This is a genomic window from Micromonospora sp. WMMD967, assembly GCF_029626165.1.
GTDB classification, from domain to species: Bacteria; Actinomycetota; Actinomycetes; order Mycobacteriales; family Micromonosporaceae; genus Micromonospora; species Micromonospora taraxaci.
The window spans coordinates 7,267,304-7,291,021 of the sequence record NZ_JARUBK010000001.1 but is presented as its reverse complement, the minus strand read 5'-3'; the positions used below and the strand labels follow the sequence as shown (position 1 = coordinate 7,291,021).

Genomic DNA, 23,718 nt, shown 5'->3' with positions numbered 1-23,718 from the left:
TCACGAGGTGTTCAGCCGCGGGTCTGTCGCGCGACGTCCTGCACCACGTCGGTGAGTCGGCCGGTGCGCGCGTACACCGCGCGTTGCCGCGCCGCCCCGCTGCCGTGCCGGCGCAACCCACCCAGCAGGTCGGTCACCTCGGCCCAGTCGCCGTGCTGCTCCAGCGCCGGCCGCATCCGCTCCACGAACCGGTCCAACAGCTCCCAGGCGGAGGCCAGCTCACCGGTGGTGACGTCGACGGCCTCGCCCTCCAGGCCGTCGTGGGCGGCCCGCCAGTGCGCACCGACCAGCAGGTGGTGGTCGGTCCGCAAGGCCGGTCGGCCGGCCTCGACATCCGACATGGCGGTGGACACCAGGGCCCGGACCAGCGCGGCGACCAGCACCGCGTCGTCCACCGACGGGCAGACGTCTCCGATCCGCAGCTCCACCGTCGGGTACTTCGCCGACAGGCGGGCGTACCAGTAGAGCATCCCCTCGTCGAGCATCACCCCGCTGGAGATCAACTGGCGGATCAACCGCTGGTAGTGCTCGTGCGACTCCAGCCACGGCGTCGGGGCCACCGAGGGCCAGCGCTCCCACTCCACCGACCGCCAACTGGCGTAGCCGGTGTCCGCCCCCCGGGCGAACGGCGAGTTGGTGGTCACCGCGTGCAGCAGCGGCAGCCACGGCCGCACGTGGTTGAGCACCTGGACGCCGGTCTCCGGGTCGGGCACGCCCACGTGCACGTGCATGCCGTTGTTGCCGGGGCCGGGGACGAGCAGCTGGAACCGCTCGATCATCCGGTCGAACCGGGGCTTGTCCACCACCGGCGGCACCGGGCCGTCCACCGGACCGGTGCCGATGGCGAGCAGGCGTACGCCGGCCCGCTCGGCGGCGTCGGCGAGCGCCCGACGCAGCACGCCGAGGGAGTGCCGGATCGAGGAGAGCTCCACACCGGGTGGGCTGCCGATCTCGATCTGACTGGTCTGGAACTCCCGCTCGACCTGCCCGCGCAACTCCGCCGGCACCTGCTCCATGACCAGGTCGACGGCCGGGACCGCAGCCCCGGTGTGGGGGTCGACGAGCAGGAATTCCTCCTCGACGCCCACGGTGAGCAATCCGGTCGCCGCAGCCGTTCCGCTGGGCGCCTCCGCCACCTGCCCGGTCATCGACACCACCGTCCGTTCCTACCGTTCGCGGTCCGTCCGCGTCGGTCCGTCGCTTGGTTACCCAACGTGGCGATGCCGGGAAACGTGGCGGCGCGACCTCTTACCCCGCGTGCCGGCGATCCGGACGGACGACGTGACACGGCGTCCTATGCTGAGCCCGTGCCGGTGCCGCTGGGATTCCTCGGGTTCGCGTGGGCGTACGCGTTCGCCCAGCTCACAGTGCTCGCGGACCGGCCCGTCGACCTGCTCGCGGGCGCCGCGCTGACCGCGCTGGTGCTGCTCGCCGTGATGCTGGCGGCACGGGTACGCGACCGCTCGGGCGCACCCGGCGGCGGACCTCGTTGGGCCGGCCTGCGGGCCCGTTCCCGTGGTCGACGGATGCCCCGGCAGATCGACCCGGACGCCGCCGGTCGACCCCGTCCCCGCGCTCCCGGGCACCCCTCGGCCGCGTAGCGCCACGCCGCCGCGCGGCCGATCCCGCCGTCACCGGTCCCCCCGCTGTGCGGACGCCGCCCGGGGAGGACCTCACCGGAATCGGACCGAGGGGTTTCCCATGCTTGCCTTCGCACCACTGCACGGCGCTGTCGGCGCTGCCGGCACCGCGTTGTCCTGGCTCACCGATCTGCTCGAACCGCTGGCCGGCGGCATGGCGACCGCCGCCGCCATCGTGCTCTTCACCATCGCCATCCGCCTGCTGATCTCGCCCCTCACCGTGGTGCAGGTCCGCGGGGAGCGACGCCGCGCGGCCCTCGCCCCGCAGGTGCGTGATCTCCAGCGGCGGTACGCCGACGACCCGGCCACACTCCAGCGTGAGGTGTTCGCGTTGTACCGGGAGGCTGGGGCGAACCCGATCGCCGGCTGCCTGCCGTTGCTGCTCCAGGCACCGTTCCTGCTGGTCCTGTACCGGCTGTTCACCACCAGCGAGGGTGGCACCGGGCTGCTGGAGGAGCGCCTGGCGGGAGTGCCCCTGGGCCACCACCTCACCGACGGACTGACCGGGGCGGCGGGTCCGCTCTTCGCCGTGTTGCTGGCGGTGTTGGTGGCGGTGGCCTGGTGGTCGTCGCGGCGGGCCCGTCGGGCGTCGGCGGCGGTCGGCACGGTGGCCGGTGCGCCCACCGAGGGGCCGGGGGCGGCCGTGCTCGGGCGGCTGCTGCCCCTGCTGCCGTTCACGACTGTGCTGGTGGCGCTGGTGCTGCCGCTCGCCGCAGTGATCTACCTGGTGACCACGAGTGTGTGGTCGGCGGCCGAGCAGGCGGTGCTCCGTCGGCCGCAGGCGGTGCCGGCGAACGCCGAGTAGATCGGTGCCCTCCGCGCCGACAGCTGGACAGAAACAGTTAACTGTCTTAATAATAAGCGAAACGTCGACGTCCATGGATGCCCGAGCCGGGCGCGGAGGGCCGCATGAAACGCTCCAGATCACTCGTCCTGTCCCTGGTCACCGCGCTCGCCGCCACGGTCGGCGCGGCCTGGGTGGCGCTGCCCGCGTACGCCGCCGAGGCCACCGCCAGCTTCGTCAAGACCGCCGACTGGGGCTCCGGTTGGGAGGGGAAGTACACCATCACCAACGGTGGCACCTCGACCATCAACGGCTGGAGCCTCGCCTTCGACCTGCCGTCGGGCACCACCCTCGGCAGCTACTGGGACGCGCTGCTCACCTCCGCCGGCCAACGGCACACCTTCACCAACAGGTCCTGGAACGGCGCCATCGCCCCGGGCGCCTCGGTCTCCTTCGGCTTCCTGGGCAGCGGCTCCGGCTCGCCCAGCGGCTGCCAGCTCAACGGCGCGTCGTGCGGCGGCGGCACCCCGCCCACCACGCCACCGCCCACCACGCCGCCGCCGACGACCCCACCGCCCACCACGCCGCCACCGACGGACCCGCCCACCGGTGACCTGCCCAGGCACCTGCTCACCGGCTACTGGCACAACTTCGACAACCCGGCCGTCGAGCTACGGCTGCGCGACGTCCCCACCGAGTACGACCTGGTGGCAGTCGCCTTCGCCGAGGCCACGTCGACACCCGGCGCGCTCACCTTCGGCATCGACCCCGGGCTCGCCGCGTCGCTCGGCGGTTACACCGACGCGGACTTCACCAACGACGTACGCACCCTGCACAGCCGGGGCAAGAAGGTGATCCTCTCGGTCGGCGGCGAGACCGGCCGGGTCACCGTCAACGACGCCGCGTCGGCCACCGTGTTCGCCGACACGGCCGCCGCGCTGATCGCCCGCTACGGCTTCGACGGCATCGACATCGACCTGGAGAACGGCCTCAACCCGACCTACATGGCGCAGGCGCTCCGCGCGCTGCGAGCCAAGATCGGGTCGAGCCTGATCATCGCGATGGCGCCGCAGACGATCGACATGCAGAACCCGGCCGGCGGCTACTTCAAGCTGGCGCTCGACATCAAGGACATCCTCACCGTCGTCAACACCCAGTTCTACAACTCCGGTGCGATGCTCGGCTGCGACCAGAACGCCGCGTACGGCCAGGGCACCGTGAACTTCATCGTCGCGCTGGCCTGCATCCAACTGGAAGCCGGGCTCCGACCCGACCAGGTCGGCCTCGGCCTGCCCGCCGGACCGGGGGCGGCCGGTGGTGGCATCGTCGCGCCCAGCGTGGTCAACGCGGCACTGGACTGCCTGGCTCGGGGCACCAACTGCGGCAGCTTCCGCCCGCCGCGCACCTACCCCGGCATCCGGGGCGCGATGACCTGGTCGGTGAACTGGGACGTCAGCAACGGCAACACCTTCGCCCGCACGGTGGCCCCGCACCTGGACACCCTGCCCTGACAGTCCCGGCTGGCGTCCGTGCAAGGTGCCGGCGGTAACCGGTAGCGCGGATCAGCGACCGGCGGTCACCGACCGCCGGTCGTCGCGTTCCCGGCGTCGCCGGATCTTGCGGATGACCCAGGCGGCCACCAGCATCACGAAGACCGCGACGATCGCGTAGTTGAACCAGTCGCTGTAGCGCTCGACGTCCTGCCACCGGCTGCCCAGCGCGTAGCCGGCCCCCACGACGAGGCCGTTCCACACCCCACTGCCGATCGTGGTGAACAGGATGAACTCGCCCAGCGGCATCCGGTTGGCGCCGGCCGGCACGGAGACCAGGCTGCGGACCACCGGCACCACCCGGCCGATCAACACCGCCCACCGGCCGTGCCGCTCGAACCAGCGGTCGGCCCTCTCCAGGTCGTCGCTGTCCACCAGCGGGATGCGGTCCAGCCAGCGCTTGAGTCGATCCTCGCCGAGCGCCGCGCCGAGCCAGTAGAGCACCAGTGCACCGATGAGGGAACCGACAGTCGCGGCCACCACCACGACCACCAGGTTGAACCGGCCCTCGTGAGCCAGGAAGCCGGCCATCGCCAACACGATCTCGCTGGGGATGGGCGGGACGATGCTCTCCAACGCCACCAGCAGCGCCACGCCGACCGGGCCCATCGCCTCGATCACGGTGGCCACCCACCCGGTCAGCCCGGTGAACTCGGACGGGTCGCCACTCTGGGCGTACGCCATGGTCGTCCTTCCGCGTCGGCTCCAGGGAATCGGGTGGTGATACCCGACGGGGGCGGTCGTTACACCTCCGGGTGCAGCGCGGCGTCCGCCGGCCCCCGCCGCCAACCACTGAACACCACTGTCAGGCCGGCGCGGGACGGCGCGCAGCAGAACGGGCCGGCGACCGCCTCCACCGTCGGGTCCAGCGGGGTGAGCCGGACCAGTCGCCACGGCTCGTCACCGGCCCGGGCCCGGACGGTCAGCGCGTCGCCGGCGCGGCTGACCCGTACCGTCACCTCCCGGCCCGACCACTGCGGTACCGGCGCCACCGACCAGTCGGAGAACTCCCGGGTCACCACCGCGCCCAGTTGCGACTCGCCGTCACTCATCTCGACGCCGGCCTTGGTCCAGGTCCGTTCGTCGACCCGGACGAGCACGCCGGCCTGGTCGAACTGGGCCGAGAAATCGAGCCGGAAACTCACCTCCATGGCCTCGCCCAGCGGAAGAGGCGCCAGCAGAGCCGGAGCGTCGTCGTGGACGAATCCGTAACTGGTCCGCCGCCACAGGTCGCTCCCGGCGGCCGGTTCGACGACCAGCTCACCGGCCGGACCCTCCTCGACGCGTACCGGCGGGTGCAGCCACCTGCCCTCGGACCATTCCATCGGTGCGCTCGGCGGCACGAGGTCGTCTCCCATGACCGGCACGATAGCCAAGGGTTTGCCGCGCTGGTCGTTCGGAGATGTTCCTCCGGCATGGGTGACCGTTGGTATTCCGAAGCCGTCGTCTACTGCCTCGACATCGACACGTACGCCGACTCGGACGGCGACGGTGTCGGTGACATCCGCGGGCTGATCGGGAGACTGGACTATCTGGCCCGTCTCGGGGTGACCTGCCTGTGGCTGCACCCCATCCACCCGTCGCCCAACCGTGACGACGGCTACGACGTCACCGACTTCTACAACGTGGACCCGCGCTTCGGCACCCTGGGCGACTTCGCCGAGCTGCTGCACCAGGCGCAGAACCGGGGCATCCGCGTGATCATCGACCTGGTGGTCAACCACACCTCCGACGAACACCCGTGGTTCCAGTCCGCCCGCTCCTCGCCGGACTCGCCGTACCGGGACTGGTACGTCTGGTCCGACACGGAGCCGGACGACCGGCACCAGGGCATGGTCTTCCCCGGCGAGCAGGACGAGACCTGGAGCTACGACCGGACCGCCAAGGCCTGGTTCTACCACCGCTTCTACAAGTTCCAGCCGGACCTCAACTTCGCCAACCCGGAGGTCCGGGCCGAGGTCAAGAAGATCATGTCGTTCTGGCTCCAGCTCGGCGTCTCCGGCTTCCGGATGGACGCGGTGCCGTTCATCATCGAGCTGACCGAGCCGGGCAACCCGAACTCGCCGAAGGACTTCGAGTTCCTCACCGAGATGCGCCAACACGTGCAGTGGCGTCGCGGCGACGCCGTCCTGCTGGCCGAGGCGAACGTCGAGCCGGACCAGCTACCGACGTTCTTCGGCGACTCCAGTGGCTCCGGCAACCGGATCCACATGCTGTTCGACTTCATGCTCAACGGTCGGCTCATGCTCGCGCTGGCCCGACAGGACCCGGAGTCCCTGATCGAGGCGCTGCGCGACACCCCGAAGCTGCCGGTCGGCGGGCAGTGGGCCACCTTCCTGCGCAACCACGACGAGATCGACCTGTCCCGGCTCACCACCGAACAACGCAACCAGGTGTACGCGCAGTTCGGCCCGGACGAGAACATGCGCATCTACGACCGGGGCATCCGTCGCCGGTTCGCCCCGATGCTCGGCAACGACCGGCGGCACCTGGAGTTGGCGTACGCCCTGCAGTTCTCGATGCGCGGCACGCCGGTGTTGCGCTACGGCGAGGAGATCGGGATGGGCGAGGACCTGTCGCTGCCCGGTCGGGAGGCGATCCGTACCCCCATGCAGTGGTCGTACCAGCCGAACGCCGGCTTCTCCACCGCGGACCCGGAGAAGCTGGTCCGTCCGGTGATCGACAAGGGTGAGTTCGGTTACCAGAATGTCAACGTCACCGCCCAGCGCAACGACTCGAAGTCGCTGCTCGCCTGGTTCGAGCGCATGATCCGTACGCTGCGTGAGGCCCCCGAGATCGGCTCCGGCTCGACCACCCACATCGACGTGGCGATGCCGGCCGGCGTGCTCGCGCACCGGGCGGACGGGCCGACCGGGACCATGGTGTTCCTGCACAACCTGGGCACCGATGACGTCGAGGTGGACCTGAGCAGCCTCGAACCGGAGGCCGACCTGCCGATCGACGTGCTCGCCGACCGTGGCTACGGCGAGCTGGGCAAGCTCGGCGCGGTGAAGGTGTCCGGGCACGGATACCGGTGGATTCGCCTATGCCGGGGTCGGGGGTTCTGACGCTAAGCTCCTCCGATCACCCCAAGTTACTCGGAGGTAGTCATGTCGGAGGAGCCCCGCGTCGCCATCGTCACCGGAGCCGCGCGCGGTATCGGCGCGGCCACCGCCCGGCGGTTGGCCGCTGACGGGATGGCCGTCGCCGTGGTCGACATCGAGGAGTCCGCCACCAAGGAGACGGTGGACGCCATCGCGGCCGACGGCGGGCGGGCGCTCGGCGTGGGCGCCGACGTGTCCGACCGGGACCAGGTGGAGGCGGCCGTGGAACGGATCGCCACCGAGTTGGGCGCACCCACCGTCCTGGTCAACAACGCCGGCGTCCTGCGCGACAACCTGCTCTTCAAGATGACCAACGCCGACTGGGACACCGTGATGGGCGTGCACCTGCGTGGCGCGTTCCTGTTCAGCCAGGCCGCGCAGAAGCACATGGTGGAGCGCAGGTGGGGGCGGATCGTCAACCTCTCCAGCACCTCCGCCCTGGGCAACCGGGGCCAGGCGAACTACGCCGCCGCCAAGGCCGGCCTCCAGGGCTTCACCAAGACGCTCGCCATCGAGCTGGGACCGTTCGGGGTGACTGTCAACGCTGTCGCGCCCGGCTTCATCGTCACCGACATGACGGCGGCCACCGCCGCGCGCATGAAGGTCGACTTCGAGGACTTCAAGAAGCACGCGTCGGCCGAGATCCCGGTGCGCCGCCCAGGGCTCCCGGAGGACGTCGCGCACACCATCTCGTTCCTGACCAGCGAGGGTGCCGGTTTCGTCTCAGGCCAGGTCATCTACGTCGCCGGCGGTCCCCGGGACTGACCCGTACTCCCGACGGGGTCGCTCCTTCGCGAAGGGGTGGCCCCGTCGCCGCGTCAGGCGGCCGTGCGGTGTCGCCGCGTCAGGGCGGCCGTGCGCTGTCGCCGCGTCAGGCGGCGTCGCGGCGGGTGCGCCAGAGCCAGATCAGGCCGAGCACCGGCAGCACCAGCGGGATGTAGCCGTACCCGCTGCCGAACTGCGACCAGACCGTCTCGTCCGGAAACAGCTCCTTGTCGACCAGGCTCAGGATGCCGACCGCGACCACACCGACCAGCTCCACGGAGCAGCAGGCCAACGCCACCCGCCGGCCGGTGTGCCCGGCCCGGGCCAACCCCACCGCCGCCACGATGTAGATGAGCGCGGCCAGCGCGGACAGCAGGTACGCCACCGGGGCCTCGTCGAACTTGGTGGCGATCTGCAAGCCGGCCCGGCTCGTCGCGGCGATGGCGAAGAGCAGGTAGACCGCGATCAGCAGCCGACCGGGGCCGGAGTTCGTGCGGCGCCGAGCCGTTTCGGTCTCAACCACCGAGCACCTCCCAGGTCTGCTGCAACCGGACCACGACCACCGGGGTCACCAGGCAGACCGCGCACACGATGGCCGAACCCCATCGGGTCGGCTCCATCCGGGCCAGCACCCAGGCCAGCGGCGGCAGGCAGACCAGCGTGACCAGGTAACCGAAGAAGGCGCCGGGCTCGCCGGGCCGATCGCCGCCGCCCACCGCGACGAGCGCGAGCACGCCCAGCACGAGCAACGACACCTCGAGTACGGCCAGACCGACGAACTGGGCCCGGTCCGGCGGTCGTTGGCGTACCGCCACGACCAGCGCCCACGCCGCGACGAGCAGCGACAGCACGATCGACACCGTCGCGACGATCCCGTCCACCGGCGAGTCGGTGCTCACGCTGGTCACCGGCCCCACCCGGTCGTTGCCTCGGTCACCGGCACAGCCTACTAACCGTCGTAGTAAACGGCTGAACCCGCCTCGGCGCGCGTCCGTCTGGCTGCCGGTGGCCCGTCTGGCTGCCGGTGGCCCGTCTGCTGCCGGCACGGCGGACTGGTCCTTTGCTTTGCATACCTCCGCGCACCACGCACAGCCGGCGTCAGGCACTGTCGCCTATTGATAAGCAAAGCAAAGGCTGGCCGGACCAGGGTCGGGTCCGGTCTGACACCGAACGTGAGCTGCTCCGGTTGGTCGACCCGCCGCCGGTGCCCCCGCTGGGGCGACTAGCGTGGATCACGTCCGTGGCGTCGCCACGGCGGGGGGAAAAGCGGAGGCACACGTGCTGCGGTTCGGGTTGTTCGGCACCGGTCACTGGGCGATCGAGACGCACGGGAAGGCGTTGCACGCCCACCCGGACGCGGAGTTGGTCGGGGTGTGGGGTCGCAACCCGGAGCGCGCCGCCGCGCTGGCCGAGCGGTACGGGGTGCCCGCATACGCCGACGTCGACGCGCTCATCGAGCAGTGCGAGGCGGTCGCCGTCGCCCTGCCGCCGGACGTCCAGGCCGACATCGCGGTGCGGGCCGCCTCCGCCGGGCGGCACCTGCTGCTGGACAAGCCGCTGGCGCTCAGCGTGGCCGACGCCGACCGGGTGGTGGCCGCCGCGGAGGAGTCCGGGGTCGCCTCGGTCGTCTTCTTCACCCAGCGATTCCAGCCGAACGTCACCGCTTTCCTCGCCGCCACCGCCGCCGCCGGGGGTTGGCAGCACGGCCGGACCACAGCGTTCGCCTCGATCTTCCAGGACGGCAGCCCCTACGGCGGCTCGTTGTGGCGTCGGGAGCACGGCGCTCTCTGGGACATCGCCCCGCACGCGCTGTCCATCCTCCTGCCCGTCCTGGGTCGGGTGACCCAGGTGGCGGCGATGGACGGGCCGAGCGGCATGGTGCACCTGCTGCTCACCCACGAGGGCGGTGCCACGAGCAGCGCCTCGCTCTCCCTGGACGCCCCGACCGAGTCGATGACCAGGGAGTTCGTGTTCTACGGCGAGAACGGCATCGAGAACGTCCCGTTCGGCGAGAACGACGCCGCCACGGCGTTCGGCGTCGCCATCGACCAACTGGTCGAGCAGGTGCGGGCCGGTACGCGGGACCACCGCTGCGACGTCCGCTTCGGCCGCGAGGTCGTCGAGATCATCGCCGCCGCCGAGACCGCCCGCGCCGAATCCCGCACCGTCCCCCTCCCCGCCTAACCTCAATCCCCAACCCCCAACCCCAACCCCCGCCCTCCTGCCCCGCGCTCCTGCCCGGGGTGATCAAGAGGTTTGCGTCACGACACGCCGTAGCGGATGACGCAAACCTCTTGATCACGTGCGAATGGGGTGGGGTGGGGTTGCGGTTTGTCGCAGTGGCGGCCGGGTAGCCGCTGGCATGCTGGTTCAGCGGCTCGGCGCGCCGAGCGATTTCGACCCGTTGCTGGAGCGCGTCCGGGACGCCCGGGTGGTGATGATCGGCGAGTCCACCCACGGCAGTTACGACTACTACCGGTTGCGGGAGCAGCTCACCCGTCGGTTGATCGCCGAGTGCGGCTTCTCCTTCGTGGCGGTCGAGGGTGACTGGCCGGATTGTGACCGGGTGCACCGCTCGGTGACCGCCGCGCCGGGTGGCGCACTCGACCCGCAGCTCGCTCTCGACCAGTTTGAGCGGTGGCCGACCTGGATGTGGGCCAATGCCGAGGTTGCCCGGTTCACCAGTTGGTTGCGGGCCTGGAACATGGAGCGGCCGGAGGAGGAACGGGCCGGATTCCACGGGCTCGACGTGTACAGCCTCTGGGAGTCGATGCAGGCGATCTTCGACTACCTGGGGGAGGAGGACCCGAAGTCGTTGGAGGCGGCGCAGGACGCGTACCGCTGCTTCGAGCCGTACGGCAAGAGGGTCGAGGAGTACGGCGCGGCCTCCAGGTTCGTCTCCGCCCGATGCGAGGAGGAGGTGGTCCGGCTCCTCGCCCGGACCCGTGAGCACGCCCTCTCCGACGGTCCGGACCGTTTCTCGGCCTGGCAGAACGCGGAGGTCGTGGCCGGCGCGGAGCGTTACTACCGGGCGATGGTGGCCGGTGGGCCGGATTCGTGGAACATCCGCGACACGCACATGCAGGACACCCTGGACCGGCTGCTGGACCGGTACGGGCCGGACGCCCGGGGGATCGTCTGGGCGCACAACACGCACGTCGGGGATGCCCGGGCCACCGACATGGCCGCCGACGGGATGGTCAACATCGGCCAGTTGGCCCGGGAACGGCACGGCGACGACGACGTGGTGCTGATCGGCTTCGGTAGCTACCGGGGCACGGTGATCGCCGCTCCGCGCTGGGGGTCACCGCCTGAGGGGTTGGTGGTGCCGCCGGCTCGGGAGGGGTCGATCGAGCGCCGGTTGCACGAGCTGATGCCGGAGCGGGCGGTACTGATCTTCGGTGGTGACGACCAGCCGGGCTGGGTCACCGACACCGCCGATCACCGGGCGATCGGGGTCGTCTACGACCCGTCGTTCGAGTCCTGGGGCAACTACGTTCCGACCCGCCTGGGTGACCGTTACGACGCCTTCATCTGGTGCGACGAGACGACGGCCCTGCACCCGCTGCCGGTCCCGGCGGCCCCCGGCGAGATGCAGACGTACCCGGCGGGCGTCTGACCGGGGCTCGGTCTCGTCGATCATGGAGTTGTGGTGCTGGACGAAGGCCTCTGATCGGGGCACGACGGGCACCACAACTCCATGATCGACCAAGTGCGGGTTAGACCCTCGCGGGGACCCGGTCCTCCAGGTGCTCGCGTAGGCCCTCGCCCTCGATGTCCACGTTGGGCAGGGCCCGGTTCAGCCAGCGGGGGAGCCACCAGGCACGGTCGCCGAGCAGCGACATCACCGCTGGAACGATGGTCATCCGGACCACGAACGCGTCGATGGCCACGCCGATGGCGAGTGCGAAGCCCATCGACTTGATGATCGGGTCTTCGAGGAACACGAAGCCGCCGAAGACGGACATCATGATCAGCGCGGCGGCCGTGACCACCCGGGCACCGTGGCCCATGCCGCTGATCGTGGCCTCACGCGCGGTGTCGCCGTGCACGAAGTCCTCCCGCATCCGGGAGACCAGGAACACCTCGTAGTCCATGGCCAACCCGAACAGGATGCCGATCAGCAGGATGGGCAGGAAGCTGACCAGCGGGGCCGGGCTGTCCAGGCCGACCAGGTCGGCGAGGTGACCCTGCTGGAAGATCGCCACCGTGATGCCGAACGTGGCGGCCACGGTGAGCAGGAAGCCCAGCGCCGCCTTGAGCGGCACCAGCAGCGAGCGGAACACCAGCATCAGCAGCAGCACCGAGAGCCCGACGACCAGCAGCAGGTAGATCGGCAGCGCGTCCGAGAGCTTCTCCGAGACGTCGATGCCGATCGCCGTGGCACCGGTGAGCAGCACCTCGGCGCCCTTGACCCCGCTGACCGCGCCGCGGACGTCGTGCACAAGGGTCTCGGTGGCCTCGTCGGTCGGGCCGGTCTTCGGCACCACGCCGAGCAGCGCGGTCCGACCGTCCGGGCTCAGCTGCGGCGGCGCCACCGCGAGGACGTTCTCGGTGCGTTGGATCATCGCGGCCACCTGCGGCACCGCAGCCGCCGTCGCCTGGGCGTCGTCGCCCGCCACCACCACCGCGAGCCGGCCGGTGAAACCGGGACCGAAGCCCTCGGTGGTCAGGTCGCTCGCCACCCGGGCCGGTGAGCCCACCGTCGCCGTGCTGGCGTCCGGCAGGGCCAGTCGCATGTCCGGCGTGGGCAGCGCGAGCAGCCCCAGGCCGAGCAGCGAGACCAGGATGACCGGCACCCGGAAGCGGATGACGAACCGCGCCCAGCGGAAGCCGAACCCGGAGCGGTCCTCGACCGGCAGCGTCTCCTCGCCCGAGGGCTCGCCCGGTCCGGCGGCGGCGACAGTGGAGCGTAGCCGGCGGGGGAGTACCCGACGGCCGGCGAAGCCGAGCAGCGCCGGCTGGAGGGTGATCGCGACGAGTACCGCGACGGTGACCGTACCGGCGGCGGCGAGACCCATCACGGTGAGGAACGGGATGTTCACCACGGCGAGCCCGGCGAGCGCGATGACGACGGTGGCACCGGCGAAGACGACTGCGGAACCGGCGGTGCCCACCGCCCGGCCGACCGCCTCCTCCGGGGACAGGCCTTCGAGCAGGTTCTGTCGGTGCCGGGAGGTGATGAACAGTGAGTAGTCGATGCCGACCGCCAGGCCGAGCATCAGCGCCAGGATCGGGGCGGTGCTGGTCAACTCGATGACGCCGCTGAGCGCGAACAGGCCGGCCATGCCGACGCCCACACCGATCAACGCGTTGAGCATGGTCATGCCGGCGGCGACCAGGGAACCGAACGTGATGATCAGGACGATCGCGGCGACCAGTACGCCGAGCGCCTCGGTGGAGCCGATCTCGGGCTCACCGCCGAGCACCTCGCCGCCCGGGGCGACCTGCCAACCCTGTGCCTTCGCCGCCGCGCCCACCTCCTCGTACGCGGTGCGCTGCTCGTCGGTCACCTCGTCTCCGCCGGTCGCGAACTGGACCTGGACCAGCGCGTACCGGCCGTTGGGTGTGACCGCGCCGACCTGGAACGGGTCGACGGCGCCGACCACGCCGGGCAGCGTGGAGGCCTGCTGGACCAACTCCCGGACCACGGTCTGGCCCTGCGGTGTGGCCAGTTGGCCGTCGGCCGGCGCCTTGACCGTGATGGTGCCGGTGGCGCCGCTGGCGGCGGGGAACTGCTCGGCGAGCAGGTCGAGGGCGCGTTGGCTCTCGGTGCCGGGCATGGTGAAGTTGCTCGCCGTCGGGCCGCGCAGGGTCGCCGCGGCCAGGCCGGCGACGACGAGTACGACGAGCCAGAGCGCGACGACGAGCCGTCGCCGGCGCAACGCGCCCCGGCCGAGCCGGTAGAGCAGGGTGGCCATCAGGAGTCCTTGTCCTCGGTCGTGGGTGGTTGGGGCAGGGGAACGGCGACGGGCTCGACGGCCCGTCGGACGAGGGTGAGCAGGGCGGAGCGCAGTTCGTCGTCGGGGATGTCCACGAACTCGGCGCACGCCTCGGAGATGCCGGCGAGGAGGACGAGCGCCGCGATCCGGGCACTCGGCCGGTCGGAGTGACCGGCCAGCGCGTCTCGCAGCCGGTCGGAGATCTCCTGGATGTGCGCGAAGGCCGGCTGGCAGAGCAGTTCCGGGAATTCGCCGCGGAGCACAGCGATCTCGCGCCGGAAACGGACCGCGAGGTCGACGAAGCCCTGTGCGGCGACCTCCTGGGCCGCCGCCGCGGTGAGGCCGCCGAGTCGGTCGTCGAGGTCGCGCAGCACGCCGATCGCCGGGGCCATCAGCTCGGCGAGCAGGGCTTCCTTGTTGGCGAAGTGGTAGAGCACAGTGGCCTTGGAGCAGCCGACCTCGCGGGCGATGTCCTGAAGCGAGGTGCCCCGGTAGCCGGTCACCGCGAACCGCCGCGCCGCCGCGGCGAGGATCTCGCCGTGCGTCTCGGACACCGCTCGTGCCATCACTGGTCCACCTCCGCAAACCAGCATGCCTGACCGATCGGTCAGACCCTGACCGATCGGTCAGACTGAAGCGGTGGCGTTCACCACACCTCGGCCGCGTTTAGGGCTTGTGTCATAAGAACTCGGCACCCCGACTCCGCCTCGGCTCGACCGCCCTTATGAAACAGGCCCTAGCTGTTCTGTCCATGGACGTTGGTGACAGGGCGTAGATCTTGCAATGGGTGAGGACCTCCGGGTGAGGTGGAGCTTGTCGAAGGTTCCGCATCACCCGGGAGGTCCTCGTGACCCACGCTAATGCACCCCTGACCGAACGCGGCAGACTGCGTCTGGCCCGCTGCGTCGTCGACGATGAGTGGCCGCTGCGCCGGGCCGCGGAACGGTTCCAGGTCAGCCCGACGACAGCGAAACGCTGGGCTGAGCGCTACCGCCTTGAAGGCGTCGCAGGCATGAAAGACCGCTCCAGCCGGCCACGACACAGCCCGAACCGCACCCGCCCCTACGTAGAACGCCAGGTGCTGCATTTACGGACCAGCCGGCGTTGGGGACCCGCACGGATCGGCGGACGCCTGGATCTGCCCGCCTCAACCTGCCACGCGATCCTGCGCCGCGCGGGCGTTACCCGCCTGGCCCATCTCGACCGGGCTACCCGGGAACCGATCCGCCGCTACGAACACCCCCATCCCGGCGACCTGGTCCACGTCGACATCAAGAAGCTCGGCAACATCCCCGACGGCGGCGGCTGGCGCACCCAAGGTCGTGCTCGAGGGAAACTCAACCGCACGGCCACCGCAGGTCACCGCACCGACGCGTGGGGCGGTGCCCGGCTCGGCTACGCCTATCTGCACACCGCGATCGACGACCACTCACGGCTGGCCTACACCGAAATCCTTCCCGACGAACGTCAAGACACCGCTGCCGCGTTCTGGCAACGCGCCTACGCCTGGTTCAGCTCGTCCGGCATCACCATCCGCCGCGTCCTGACCGACAACGGCTCCTGCTACAAGTCCCGGCTCTGGCATGACACCTGCAACCAGCTCGGTGTCACCGTCAAGAAGACCCGCCCCTACCGACCCCAAACAAACGGCAAGGTCGAGCGTTTCCACCGAACCATGACCGACGAATGGGCCTACGCCAAACCCTACCGATCAGAGACCGCCCGACGAGCGGCCCTACCCGCCTGGCTCCACGCCTACAATCACCACCGCCATCACACCGCACTCGGCGGCCCACCCGCCAGCCGCGTCCCCAACCTCTCTGGACAGAACACCTAGCCGCCGTGCTCGGCGTCGTACCTGGTCCGCGCCTCGGCGATGGCCCGGCGGTGCCGCTCGGCCCAGCTGGTGAGCGCCACCAGCGACTCGTACAGCTCCAGCGCCATCGGGGTGGCCGTGTACTCGACCTTGGGTGGGACGGTCGGATAGACGGTGCGGTGCAGCAGGCCGTCCCGTTCCAGGTTGCGCAGCGTCAGCGTGAGCATCCGCCGACTGATCCCCTCGACGTGCCGCTCCAACTCGGTGAAGCGCACCGGGCCGTGCGAGGCGGACACCAGGATGCTGATGCTCCATTTGCCGCCGACCCGGTCGAGCACCTCGCGGACGGTGCACGCCCGGGCCTGGCCCGGGGTGAACGGCACGTTGTCGGCTGTGCAGGTCACCTCGGCCGCGACCTGCTCGGACACATCGCTGTTCCTCTGGGACACAACAGTGCCTCCTTCCGCTCCGGCTCATGGTCACAGACGATGACCTCGGTAACAAACCGTGCACCAAGGAGGAGTGTCGTGGACCGAGTCGTCCCGTCCCGCTGGCTGGCCCTGCTCATTCTCTGCGCCGGCAGCCTGATGATCATTCTGGATGGCACAGTCGTCGCGGTGGCGCTGCCGGCCGTACAACGGGATCTGGGTTTCACCGCCGCCGGCCTGGCCTGGGTGGTCAACGCCTACCTGGTCGCGTTCGGCGGGCTGCTACTGCTCGCCGGACGCCTCGGCGACCTGCTCGGCCGGCGGACGGTCTTCCTCGCCGGCGTCGCGCTGTTCACACTGTCCTCGCTCGCGTGCGCGGCCGCCACCGGACCGGCAGTGCTGGTCGGCGCACGCTTCGGGCAGGGCGTGGGTGGCGCCCTGGCCATGGCGGTCAGTCTCGGCATGATCGTGCGGCTGTATCCCGAGCCGGCCGAGCGGGCCCGTGCCATCGCCGTTTTCAGCTTCACCGGCGCGGCCGGCGCGTCGGTCGGCACCGTCGCCGGAGGTGTGCTCACCGACGTGGCCGGCTGGCGGTCGATCTTCCTGGTCAACCTGCCGATCGGCGCGGTCATCCTGCTCGCCGCCGTCCGCCGGCTCCCCGCCGAACGGGGCATCGGCCTGCGCGCCGGCCTGGACGTGCCCGGCGCGCTGCTCGCCACCGCCGGTCTGATGGCAGCCGTGCTGGGCATCGTGGGCACCGCCGAGCATGGCTGGACCAGCGCCCGCACCCTCGCCACGGCAGCGCTCGCGGCGCTGCTGCTCGGCGGGTTCGCCGTACGCCAGCGGATGGCGGCCACCCCGCTGCTGCCGCCCCGGGTGCTGCGCGTACCGGGTCTGGTGGCGGCGAACGCGGTGCAGTTCCTCATGGTCTGCGCGTACTTCGGCTTCCAGTTCCTGCTCGCCGTGGAGTTGCAGGTGGTGCTCGGGCTGGGCGCGTCGGCGACCGGCTGGGCCTTCCTGCCCACCCCGGTGATGATCGCTGTGGTGTCGCTCGGGCTGGCCGGTCGGCTCATCGCCCGCTGGGGTGCCCGGGCCGTGCTCCTGACCGGGCTCGGCCTGGCGACGGTCGGTTTCCTGCTGCTCGCCCGGCTCCCCGTCGACGGCGCCTACGCGGTGGACGTACTCCCCGCGATGTTGATCTTCGGTCTGGCTGGTGGCCTGACCCTGCCGGCGGTCACGACGGTGGCCATGGCCGGGGCTACCGACGCGGACGCCGGGCTCGCCTCCGGGCTCGCCAACACCACCCAGCAGGTCGGCGGCGCGGTCGGCCTGGCCGTGCTGGCCACCCTGGCGGCCAGTCGCAGCGACGGCCTACGGGCCGCCGGCTGGGCCGAGACCGCCGCGCTCGCCGGCGGCTACCGGACCGCGTTCGCCGTGGCCGCCGGCCTGGTGGTCGCCGCGCTGCTGGTGGCGTCGGTGACACTGCCCCGACGCCCGGCCGGGTCGTCGTCGGACGCCGAACCGTCGGGCCCGGCCGGGTCGTCGTCGGACGCCGAACCGTCGGGCCCGGCCGGGTCGTCGTCGGACGCCGAACCGTCGGGCCCGGCCGGGTCGTCGTCGGACGCCGAACCGTCGGGCCCGGCCACGACGAGCACCGACGACGATCGGCAGGTCCGGTTGACCGGCGGCACCGGGGCCGGGAGGGTGGTCGGGTGACCAAGGCTGACGAGACCCGCGACGGCGTGGCCCTGACCAACCTGGACCAGCCGCTGTCCGACCGCGACGACGCGACGAAGCGTGACCTGGTCGACTACCTCGACGCGGTCCACGACCGGATCCTCCCGCACCTGCGGGGCCGGCCGCTGTCGGTGATCCGGGTCCGCCCCGGCCAGCCACCGTTCATGCAGAAGAACCTGCCCCGCTACACCCCCGACTGGGTGCGTCGGGCACCGGTGTGGGCAGAGGCGTCCCACCGGGAGATCTCGTACGCCCTCTGCGACGACCGGCGCACCCTGCTCTGGTTCGCCAACCAGCGGGCGGTGGAGTACCACCCGACACTGGCGACCACGACCGACCTGCACCGTCCGACCCACCTGGTGCTCGACCTGGACCCGCCGGATGGCGACGGGTTCCGCGCGGCCGTCGGCGCGGCCCTGCTGGTCCGCCAGGCGCTCGCCGACGCCGGCCTGGCCGGCGCGGTCAAGACCAGCGGAGCGAAGGGCGTGCACGTCTTCGTCCCGGTGACCGACGAATCCACGGCGGAGGAGCTGGCCGCCGCCACCCGGGCGCTCGCCGTCCGCGCCGAGCGGCTCGACCCGGCGTTGGCCACCACGGCGTACATCAAGGAGGACCGGGGTGGCCGGGTCTTCGTCGACGCCACCCGGGCCGGCGGTGCGACGGTGGCCGCCGCGTACAGCCCCCGGCTGCGGCCCGGGATGCCGGTCTCGTTCCCGGTCGACTGGGCCGACCTGACCGCTGTGACCCCCGCCGACTTCACCATCCGGACCGCGCCGACGCTGCTCGCCGACGGCGACCCGTGGGCCGCGCTGATGCCGGCCCCGCAGTCCCTCCCCGTCGACCTGATCGCCGAGGGCCGGACCATCCCGGTGGCCCGGGTGCAGGCCATGCACGAGGGGAAGCGCCGCGCCCGCGCCCGGCGCGAGGCCGGCTGACCGGGCCCGACGACCCGCCGCTCGCGTTCGGCCGAGCGGCCTCGCCGGCGACGCACGCGCCCGGCTGGCGGCTGATTGTCGGGGGGTTGTGGCACGATTTCCCAGGTGAGCAGCAAACCCGACGCGACGCAGCGCCTCGCCGACCTGGCGCGGCTGCGCCGGGTTCGTGACCGGATCGACAGGGAGTACGCGCAGCCCCTCGACGTCGAGGCGCTCGCCCGGGGCGCGCACATGTCGGCGGGGCACCTCAGCCGCGAGTTCCGGCTCGCCTACGGCGAATCGCCCTACAGCTACCTCATGACGCGGCGCATCGAGCGGGCGATGGCCCTGCTGCGCCGTGGCGACATGAGCGTCACCGCTGTCTGTTTCGCTGTCGGTTGTTCGTCGCTGGGCACCTTCAGCACCCGCTTCGCCGAGCTGGTGGGCGTGCCGCCGAGTGTCTACCGGCGGCAGGCGGCGCAGGCGACCGCGGGGATGCCGTCGTGCGTGGCGAAACAGGTGACCAGACCGGTCAGGAATCAAGAAGCGCGGGTCACAGCCCCGCAACTAGCGTGATCGCCATGGACATCACCATTCACTCGAGCTTCCTCCCGCACACCGATCCGGAGGCCTCACTGGCCTTCTACCGGGACATCCTCGGCTTCGAGGTCCGCCTCGACGTCGGGTACGAGGGCATGCGCTGGATCACGGTCGGGCCGGTCGGCCAGCCCAGCACCGCCATCGTCCTGCACCCACCGGCCGCCAACCCCGGCATCACCGACGCCGAGCGGCAGACCATCCTCGAACTGATGGCCAAGGGCAGCTACTTCGGGGTCAACCTGGCCACCTCCGACCTGGACGCCACCTTCGCGAAGCTGGAGGGCAGCGACGCCGAGGTCGTCCAGGAGCCGACCGAGCAGCCGTACGGCGTGCGCGACTGCGCTTTCCGGGACCCCGCGGGCAATATGATCCGCATCCAGGAAGTGCGCTGAGCCGTCCGTTCCGACAGATGGAGACACGATGAGCACGGCCTCCCAGCCGTCCGCGCCGCACGTTGCCGACAGCCACGACCTGATCCGTGTGCAGGGCGCGCGGGTGAACAACCTCAGGGACGTCAGCGTCGAGATCCCGAAGCGGCGGCTGACGGTGTTCACAGGTGTCTCCGGCTCCGGCAAGAGCTCGCTGGTGTTCGGCACCATCGCCGCCGAGTCGCAGCGGATGATCAACGAGACCTACAGTGCGTTCGTGCAGGGCTTCATGCCGACGCTGGCACGCCCCGAGGTCGACCTGCTGGACGGTCTGACGACGGCGATCATCGTGGACCAGGAGCGGATGGGGGCCAACTCCCGGTCCACAGTGGGCACCGCCACCGACGCCAACGCGATGCTGCGCATCCTGTTCAGCCGGCTCGGGCAGCCGCACATCGGCTCGCCCAACGCGTACTCCTTCAACGTCCCGTCGGTGAAGGCCACCGGCGCGATCACCGTCGAGCGCGGTGCCGGCAGGACGAAGACCGAGAAGGCGACCTTCACCCGGCTCGGGGGCATGTGCCCCCGGTGTGAGGGCATGGGTGCGGTCACCGACATCGACCTGTCCGCGCTGTACGACGACAGCCTCTCGCTCAACGAGGGCGCGATCACCATCCCGGGCTACAGCATGGAGGGCTGGTACGGCCGGATCTTCCGTGGCTGCGGCTACTTCGACCCGGACAAGCCGATCGGTAAGTTCACCAAGCGGGAGCAGCACGACCTGCTCCACCGCGAGCCCACCAAAATCAAGATCGACGGCATCAACCTGACGTACGCCGGCCTCATCCCGTCGATCCAGAAGTCCTTCCTCTCCAAGGACATCGACGCGTTGCAGCCGCACATCCGCGCCTTCGTGGAACGGGCGGTGACCTTCACGACCTGCCCGGAGTGCGCCGGCACCCGGCTCAGCCAGGAGGCCAGGTCGTCGAAGATCCAGGGAAAGAACATCGCCGACGCGTGCGCGATGCAGATCAGCGACCTGGCCGCCTGGGTACGCGGCATCGACGAGCCGTCGGTGGCCCCGCTGCTGGCCGGGCTGCAACACCTCCTCGACTCGTTCGAGGAGATCGGGTTGGGTTATCTCTCGCTGGACCGGCCCTCGGGCACCCTCTCCGGCGGCGAGGCGCAGCGCACCAAGATGATCCGCCACCTCGGCTCGTCGCTCACCGACGTCACCTACGTCTTCGACGAGCCGACGATCGGGCTGCACCCGCACGACATCCAGCGCATGAACGAGCTGCTGCTCCAACTCCGCGACAAGGGCAACACGGTGCTGGTCGTGGAGCACAAGCCGGAAGCCATCGCCATCGCCGACCACGTCGTCGACCTCGGTCCCGGCGCGGGCACCGACGGCGGCACCGTCTGCTACGAGGGCAGCCTGGAGGGCCTGCGCGCCAGCGGCACCATCACCGGCCGCCACCTCGACGACCGGGCAGCCCTCAAAGACCAGGTACGCACGCCCACCGGCAAGTTGGAGATCCGCGGCGCGACGGCCAACAACCTCCGGAACGTCGACGTCGACGTACCCCTCGGGGTGCTCGTCGTCGTGACAGGCGTCGCCGGCTCCGGCAAGAGTTCCCTGGTGCACGGGTCCATCCCTCCCGGCGCGGGTGTGGTGTCGATCGACCAGGGCGCGATCCGTGGCTCGCGGCGCAGCAACCCGGCCACGTACACCGGGCTGTTGGACCCGATCCGCAAGGCGTTCGCGAAGGCCAACGGCGTGAAGCCGGCGCTGTTCAGCGCCAACTCCGAGGGCGCCTGCCCGAGCTGCAACGGCGCCGGTGTCATCTACACCGACCTGGGGATGATGGCCGGCGTCGCCGCACCCTGCGAGGACTGCGAGGGCAAGCGGTTCCAGGCGTCGGTGCTGGAATACCGCCTCGGCGGTCGCGACATCAGTGAGGTGCTCGCGATGTCCGTGACGGAGGCGGAGAAGTTCTTCGGCGCCGGTGACGCCCGTACGCCGGCCGCGCACGCCATCCTCGACCGGCTCGCCGACGTCGGGCTCGGCTACCTCAGCCTGGGTCAACCGCTCACCACCCTGTCCGGCGGCGAGCGGCAACGACTCAAGCTGGCCACCCACATGGCCGAGAAGGGCGGCGTCTACGTCCTCGACGAGCCGACCACCGGCCTGCACCTGGCCGACGTCGAGCAACTGCTCGGTCTGCTGGACCGCCTCGTCGACTCCGGCAAGTCGGTGATCGTCATCGAGCACCACCAGGCGGTCATGGCGCACGCCGACTGGATCATCGACCTCGGTCCCGGCGCCGGCCACGACGGTGGTCAGGTCGTCTTCGAGGGCACCCCCGCCGACCTCGTCGCCGACCGCTCCACCCTCACCGGTGAGCACCTGGCGGCGTACGTCGGCGGCTGACGATCGGGTCCGGCCCGTCTCCCGTTCCGGCTCTGCGGCTGCCGGTCCGCGGTTCAGGCGACAGGCGGTCGTGTCTTCTCTGCCGTCCTGGTAGCGAGGGCTGCGCAGAGGACGGCAACCAACCCGAGGGCGACGGTGGCCGGGGTGACATATCCGGGCACCGACGAGGTGACGTACGACCCGCCGCCGGTGAGGTGGCACTCGAAGTGCATCGGAAAGAGGCTGACGTCGTAACCGTCGACCATGCTCGCCACCTGTGGCCCGACCTCCCGGCAGGGTTCGATCGGGGAGGCGCCGGTTCCGCCGTCCTCCGCCCGCATCACCGCGTAGCCGAGGTTGAGCAGGCCCCACGCGTACACGGCGACGGCCCCCGCGCCGACGAGGAGCGCGGCGGCCCGCAGCCGCCCCGGCCGCCTCCGGAACACCGCTCTGAGCCCACGGACGGCGAGGATCGTCGCGGCGACGGCGCCGGCCAGCGCGGCGAGGATCAGCCCGAGAAACAGCATGACGAAATCTTGATCTTGCCGGGTCGCAGATGCAAGAACCGGGGAGCTGCGCCCCTCTCAGGAGGCACCCGCCTCGCCCAGGGCGCTTCGCGGCCGGACATACGAGTAAGGCCCCTGACCGGGTTTCCCCTGGTCAAAGGCCTTCTGGTGCTGGTGGAGCTTTCTTAGCAAGTGTGCCCCCGGCAGGATTCGAACCTGCGCCCCCGCCTCCGGAGGGCGGTGCTCTATCCCCTGAGCTACGGGGGCTCAGCGACTGGAAAAGACTAGCAAACCTCCCCTCCGTACGCCGAATCGGTATCGGGTGAGCCGATCGTGTCGACGACCGGCCCACCCGGCGGTCAGGCCGCTACCGCCCGCCCGCAACTGGGGAGCGGGTGCAGGACGATCCGGCGCGGGAGCCGGCGCGGCCACTCGTTGCGCGGCCAGGAGCCGTCCACGATCAGATGCACGGTGCGCTGCTCCTCGCCACTGAGCCGCAGCACGAAGTCGCGGGGGAGCGGCGGGTCCACCGTCGGCGTCGTGATCATGAAGCGCACCCGACCACGGGACGAGACCGCCGAGATCACGTCCGCGGCCGGCATCGTGCCGCGCAGCCGGACCCGACCGATCCAGTAGACCTCCGCGAGATGCTCCTGGGCGGCCCGGGTGATCGCCGGGTACTCGCTGCGAACCCAGCGCTCCACCGCACTGACGCAGAGCCCGCAGGCGCGCTCGCGCGGCTCGCGCGGACCCAACCCCCAGGCCCGCAGGTACGCCCCGACGGCGCCAGTGTCCAACGGCAGGTCGAAGCGCCGCTGGATGAGCGTGGTGAGGCTCTGCCTCGTCCACAGCTCCTCGTCCAGCCCGAACTCGTCCGGGTGGACGCCCCGCAGCGCGTCGATCAGTTCGAGTTCCTGTTCGCGGCTGAGCATTCCCGGCTCGCCCTGCCGCTGTCCGCGACGGACGGCTGCCACCGCCCCGTCACCACCGATGGTGTGGCGTCGGCACCAGCTGGTGACCGAACGCCGTGCGTCTCTGAGTGCAACCCCCACGTCTTGGGCAACGAGCCCGAATCGCAACTGGTCACGATATGTGCGGAGAAAACTCTCTAACCAACGTAATCGCCTGGACCGCTCGAATCACCCAACGCG

22 protein-coding genes, 1 tRNA gene and 1 pseudogene are annotated in these 23,718 nt (G+C 70.9%); 13 read left to right on the top strand and 11 right to left on the bottom strand.

The window, feature by feature from the left end:
• Nucleotides 1–11 precede the first annotated feature (11 nt).
• A complete protein-coding gene (locus O7631_RS32895; RefSeq protein WP_278147779.1) occupies nucleotides 12–1,148 on the bottom strand; it encodes a glutamate--cysteine ligase in 1,137 nt (378 codons plus the stop codon).
• 159 nt (nucleotides 1,149–1,307) lie between these two features.
• On the opposite strand from O7631_RS32895, the gene O7631_RS32890 reads away from it, so the two are divergent.
• The 3 genes from O7631_RS32890 to O7631_RS32880 all read left to right on the top strand — a co-directional run bounded on the left by O7631_RS32890 (nucleotide 1,308) and on the right by O7631_RS32880 (nucleotide 3,935).
• The gene (locus O7631_RS32890; protein ID WP_278147778.1) at nucleotides 1,308–1,601 is read left to right on the top strand and encodes a DUF6412 domain-containing protein; all 294 of its coding nucleotides are present in this window, start codon (nucleotides 1,308–1,310) and stop codon (nucleotides 1,599–1,601) included.
• A gap of 100 nt (nucleotides 1,602–1,701) precedes the next feature.
• On the top strand, nucleotides 1,702–2,445 hold the full coding sequence (locus tag O7631_RS32885; protein ID WP_278147777.1) for a membrane protein insertase YidC: 744 nt from the start codon (nucleotides 1,702–1,704) through the stop codon (nucleotides 2,443–2,445).
• Nucleotides 2,446–2,549: 104 nt separating this feature from the next.
• Nucleotides 2,550–3,935: a cellulose binding domain-containing protein gene (locus O7631_RS32880; protein ID WP_278147776.1), complete on the top strand. Its 1,386-nt coding sequence runs from the start codon at nucleotides 2,550–2,552 to the stop codon at nucleotides 3,933–3,935.
• A gap of 51 nt (nucleotides 3,936–3,986) precedes the next feature.
• On the opposite strand, the gene O7631_RS32875 is transcribed toward O7631_RS32880, so the two are convergent.
• Together O7631_RS32875 and O7631_RS32870 are read right to left on the bottom strand one after the other, a co-directional pair.
• Nucleotides 3,987–4,658: a DedA family protein gene (locus tag O7631_RS32875; protein WP_278147775.1), complete on the bottom strand. Its 672-nt coding sequence runs from the start codon at nucleotides 4,656–4,658 to the stop codon at nucleotides 3,987–3,989.
• A 59-nt stretch (nucleotides 4,659–4,717) separates the two neighbouring features.
• Complete coding sequence (locus tag O7631_RS32870; protein WP_278147774.1) at nucleotides 4,718–5,332, bottom strand: DUF1349 domain-containing protein; 615 nt, start codon at nucleotides 5,330–5,332, stop codon at nucleotides 4,718–4,720.
• 57 nt (nucleotides 5,333–5,389) lie between these two features.
• Here O7631_RS32870 and O7631_RS32865 point away from each other — a divergent pair, with 57 nt between their 5' ends.
• Together O7631_RS32865 and fabG are read left to right on the top strand one after the other, a co-directional pair.
• The gene (locus O7631_RS32865; RefSeq protein ID WP_278147773.1) at nucleotides 5,390–7,042 is read left to right on the top strand and encodes an alpha-amylase family protein; all 1,653 of its coding nucleotides are present in this window, start codon (nucleotides 5,390–5,392) and stop codon (nucleotides 7,040–7,042) included.
• A 42-nt stretch (nucleotides 7,043–7,084) separates the two neighbouring features.
• On the top strand, nucleotides 7,085–7,843 hold the full coding sequence (gene fabG, locus O7631_RS32860) for a 3-oxoacyl-ACP reductase FabG (RefSeq protein ID WP_278147772.1): 759 nt from the start codon (nucleotides 7,085–7,087) through the stop codon (nucleotides 7,841–7,843).
• 106 nt (nucleotides 7,844–7,949) lie between these two features.
• Here fabG and O7631_RS32855 read toward each other — a convergent pair whose 3' ends face one another.
• Nucleotides 7,950–8,366 (bottom strand): hypothetical protein, encoded by a 417-nt coding sequence (locus tag O7631_RS32855; RefSeq protein WP_278147771.1) that lies wholly within the window; start codon nucleotides 8,364–8,366, stop codon nucleotides 7,950–7,952.
• A pseudogene (locus tag O7631_RS32850) lies at nucleotides 8,359–8,786 on the bottom strand (hypothetical protein). Before O7631_RS32850 ends, O7631_RS32855 begins: the two are co-directional and overlap by 8 nt.
• A 335-nt stretch (nucleotides 8,787–9,121) precedes the next feature.
• On the opposite strand from O7631_RS32850, the gene O7631_RS32845 reads away from it, so the two are divergent.
• The gene (locus O7631_RS32845; RefSeq protein WP_278148095.1) at nucleotides 9,122–10,027 is read left to right on the top strand and encodes a Gfo/Idh/MocA family oxidoreductase; all 906 of its coding nucleotides are present in this window, start codon (nucleotides 9,122–9,124) and stop codon (nucleotides 10,025–10,027) included.
• Between the two features lie 178 nt (nucleotides 10,028–10,205).
• Complete coding sequence (locus tag O7631_RS32840) at nucleotides 10,206–11,462, top strand: erythromycin esterase family protein (RefSeq protein ID WP_278147770.1); 1,257 nt, start codon at nucleotides 10,206–10,208, stop codon at nucleotides 11,460–11,462.
• Between the two features lie 100 nt (nucleotides 11,463–11,562).
• Here the strand turns inward: O7631_RS32840 and O7631_RS32835 are convergent, their stop codons facing one another.
• A complete protein-coding gene (locus tag O7631_RS32835) occupies nucleotides 11,563–13,764 on the bottom strand; it encodes an MMPL family transporter (RefSeq protein ID WP_278147769.1) in 2,202 nt (733 codons plus the stop codon).
• A complete protein-coding gene (locus O7631_RS32830; RefSeq protein ID WP_278147768.1) occupies nucleotides 13,764–14,351 on the bottom strand; it encodes a TetR/AcrR family transcriptional regulator in 588 nt (195 codons plus the stop codon). The genes O7631_RS32835 and O7631_RS32830 overlap by 1 nt, the downstream gene beginning before the upstream one ends.
• Nucleotides 14,352–14,632: 281 nt before the next feature.
• On the opposite strand from O7631_RS32830, the gene O7631_RS32825 reads away from it, so the two are divergent.
• Nucleotides 14,633–15,622, top strand: a complete 990-nt coding sequence (locus O7631_RS32825) for an IS481 family transposase (protein ID WP_278147767.1) — start codon at nucleotides 14,633–14,635, stop codon at nucleotides 15,620–15,622.
• Here O7631_RS32825 and O7631_RS32820 read toward each other — a convergent pair.
• Nucleotides 15,619–16,005, bottom strand: a complete 387-nt coding sequence (locus O7631_RS32820) for a helix-turn-helix domain-containing protein (protein WP_269683771.1) — start codon at nucleotides 16,003–16,005, stop codon at nucleotides 15,619–15,621. The two genes, O7631_RS32825 and O7631_RS32820, sit on opposite strands and share 4 nt — an antisense overlap.
• A 123-nt stretch (nucleotides 16,006–16,128) precedes the next feature.
• Here O7631_RS32820 and O7631_RS32815 point away from each other — a divergent pair, with 123 nt between their 5' ends.
• From O7631_RS32815 to O7631_RS32795, 5 genes are all read left to right on the top strand, one after another.
• A complete protein-coding gene (locus tag O7631_RS32815) occupies nucleotides 16,129–17,745 on the top strand; it encodes an MFS transporter (RefSeq protein ID WP_278147766.1) in 1,617 nt (538 codons plus the stop codon).
• Nucleotides 17,742–18,701, top strand: coding sequence for an ATP-dependent DNA ligase (locus tag O7631_RS32810; protein WP_278147765.1), 960 nt, complete (start codon nucleotides 17,742–17,744; stop codon nucleotides 18,699–18,701). Before O7631_RS32815 ends, O7631_RS32810 begins: the two co-directional genes overlap by 4 nt.
• A 105-nt stretch (nucleotides 18,702–18,806) precedes the next feature.
• Nucleotides 18,807–19,256: a helix-turn-helix transcriptional regulator gene (locus tag O7631_RS32805; protein WP_278147764.1), complete on the top strand. Its 450-nt coding sequence runs from the start codon at nucleotides 18,807–18,809 to the stop codon at nucleotides 19,254–19,256.
• 5 nt (nucleotides 19,257–19,261) lie between these two features.
• Nucleotides 19,262–19,672: a VOC family protein gene (locus tag O7631_RS32800; RefSeq protein ID WP_278147763.1), complete on the top strand. Its 411-nt coding sequence runs from the start codon at nucleotides 19,262–19,264 to the stop codon at nucleotides 19,670–19,672.
• 28 nt (nucleotides 19,673–19,700) lie between these two features.
• A complete protein-coding gene (locus O7631_RS32795; protein WP_278147762.1) occupies nucleotides 19,701–22,082 on the top strand; it encodes an excinuclease ABC subunit UvrA in 2,382 nt (793 codons plus the stop codon).
• Between the two features lie 53 nt (nucleotides 22,083–22,135).
• On the opposite strand, the gene O7631_RS32790 is transcribed toward O7631_RS32795, so the two are convergent.
• The 3 genes from O7631_RS32790 to O7631_RS32780 all read right to left on the bottom strand — a co-directional run bounded on the left by O7631_RS32790 (nucleotide 22,136) and on the right by O7631_RS32780 (nucleotide 23,619).
• On the bottom strand, nucleotides 22,136–22,588 hold the full coding sequence (locus O7631_RS32790) for a hypothetical protein (RefSeq protein ID WP_278147761.1): 453 nt from the start codon (nucleotides 22,586–22,588) through the stop codon (nucleotides 22,136–22,138).
• A gap of 174 nt (nucleotides 22,589–22,762) precedes the next feature.
• Nucleotides 22,763–22,834, bottom strand: a tRNA-Arg gene (locus O7631_RS32785).
• Nucleotides 22,835–22,926: 92 nt separating this feature from the next.
• Entirely contained in the window at nucleotides 22,927–23,619 is a 693-nt protein-coding gene (locus O7631_RS32780) for a winged helix-turn-helix domain-containing protein (RefSeq protein WP_269683772.1), read from the bottom strand.
• Nucleotides 23,620–23,718: the final 99 nt, after the last annotated feature.

Excerpts from the sequence above, each read along its gene's own strand:
- O7631_RS32895 (WP_278147779.1), bottom strand. The coding sequence starts at position 1,148 with ATGACCGGGCAGGTGGCGGAGGCGCCCAGCGGAACGGCTGCGGCGACC.
- O7631_RS32885 (WP_278147777.1), top strand. The coding sequence starts at position 1,702 with ATGCTTGCCTTCGCACCACTGCACGGCGCTGTCGGCGCTGCCGGCACC.
- O7631_RS32880 (WP_278147776.1), top strand. The coding sequence starts at position 2,550 with ATGAAACGCTCCAGATCACTCGTCCTGTCCCTGGTCACCGCGCTCGCC.
- O7631_RS32875 (WP_278147775.1), bottom strand. The coding sequence starts at position 4,658 with ATGGCGTACGCCCAGAGTGGCGACCCGTCCGAGTTCACCGGGCTGACC.
- O7631_RS32870 (WP_278147774.1), bottom strand. The coding sequence starts at position 5,332 with ATGGGAGACGACCTCGTGCCGCCGAGCGCACCGATGGAATGGTCCGAG.
- O7631_RS32865 (WP_278147773.1), top strand. The coding sequence starts at position 5,390 with ATGGGTGACCGTTGGTATTCCGAAGCCGTCGTCTACTGCCTCGACATC.
- fabG (WP_278147772.1), top strand. The coding sequence starts at position 7,085 with ATGTCGGAGGAGCCCCGCGTCGCCATCGTCACCGGAGCCGCGCGCGGT.
- O7631_RS32840 (WP_278147770.1), top strand. The coding sequence starts at position 10,206 with ATGCTGGTTCAGCGGCTCGGCGCGCCGAGCGATTTCGACCCGTTGCTG.
- O7631_RS32835 (WP_278147769.1), bottom strand. The coding sequence starts at position 13,764 with ATGGCCACCCTGCTCTACCGGCTCGGCCGGGGCGCGTTGCGCCGGCGA.
- O7631_RS32830 (WP_278147768.1), bottom strand. The coding sequence starts at position 14,351 with ATGGCACGAGCGGTGTCCGAGACGCACGGCGAGATCCTCGCCGCGGCG.
- O7631_RS32800 (WP_278147763.1), top strand. The coding sequence starts at position 19,262 with ATGGACATCACCATTCACTCGAGCTTCCTCCCGCACACCGATCCGGAG.
- O7631_RS32795 (WP_278147762.1), top strand. The coding sequence starts at position 19,701 with ATGAGCACGGCCTCCCAGCCGTCCGCGCCGCACGTTGCCGACAGCCAC.
- O7631_RS32790 (WP_278147761.1), bottom strand. The coding sequence starts at position 22,588 with ATGCTGTTTCTCGGGCTGATCCTCGCCGCGCTGGCCGGCGCCGTCGCC.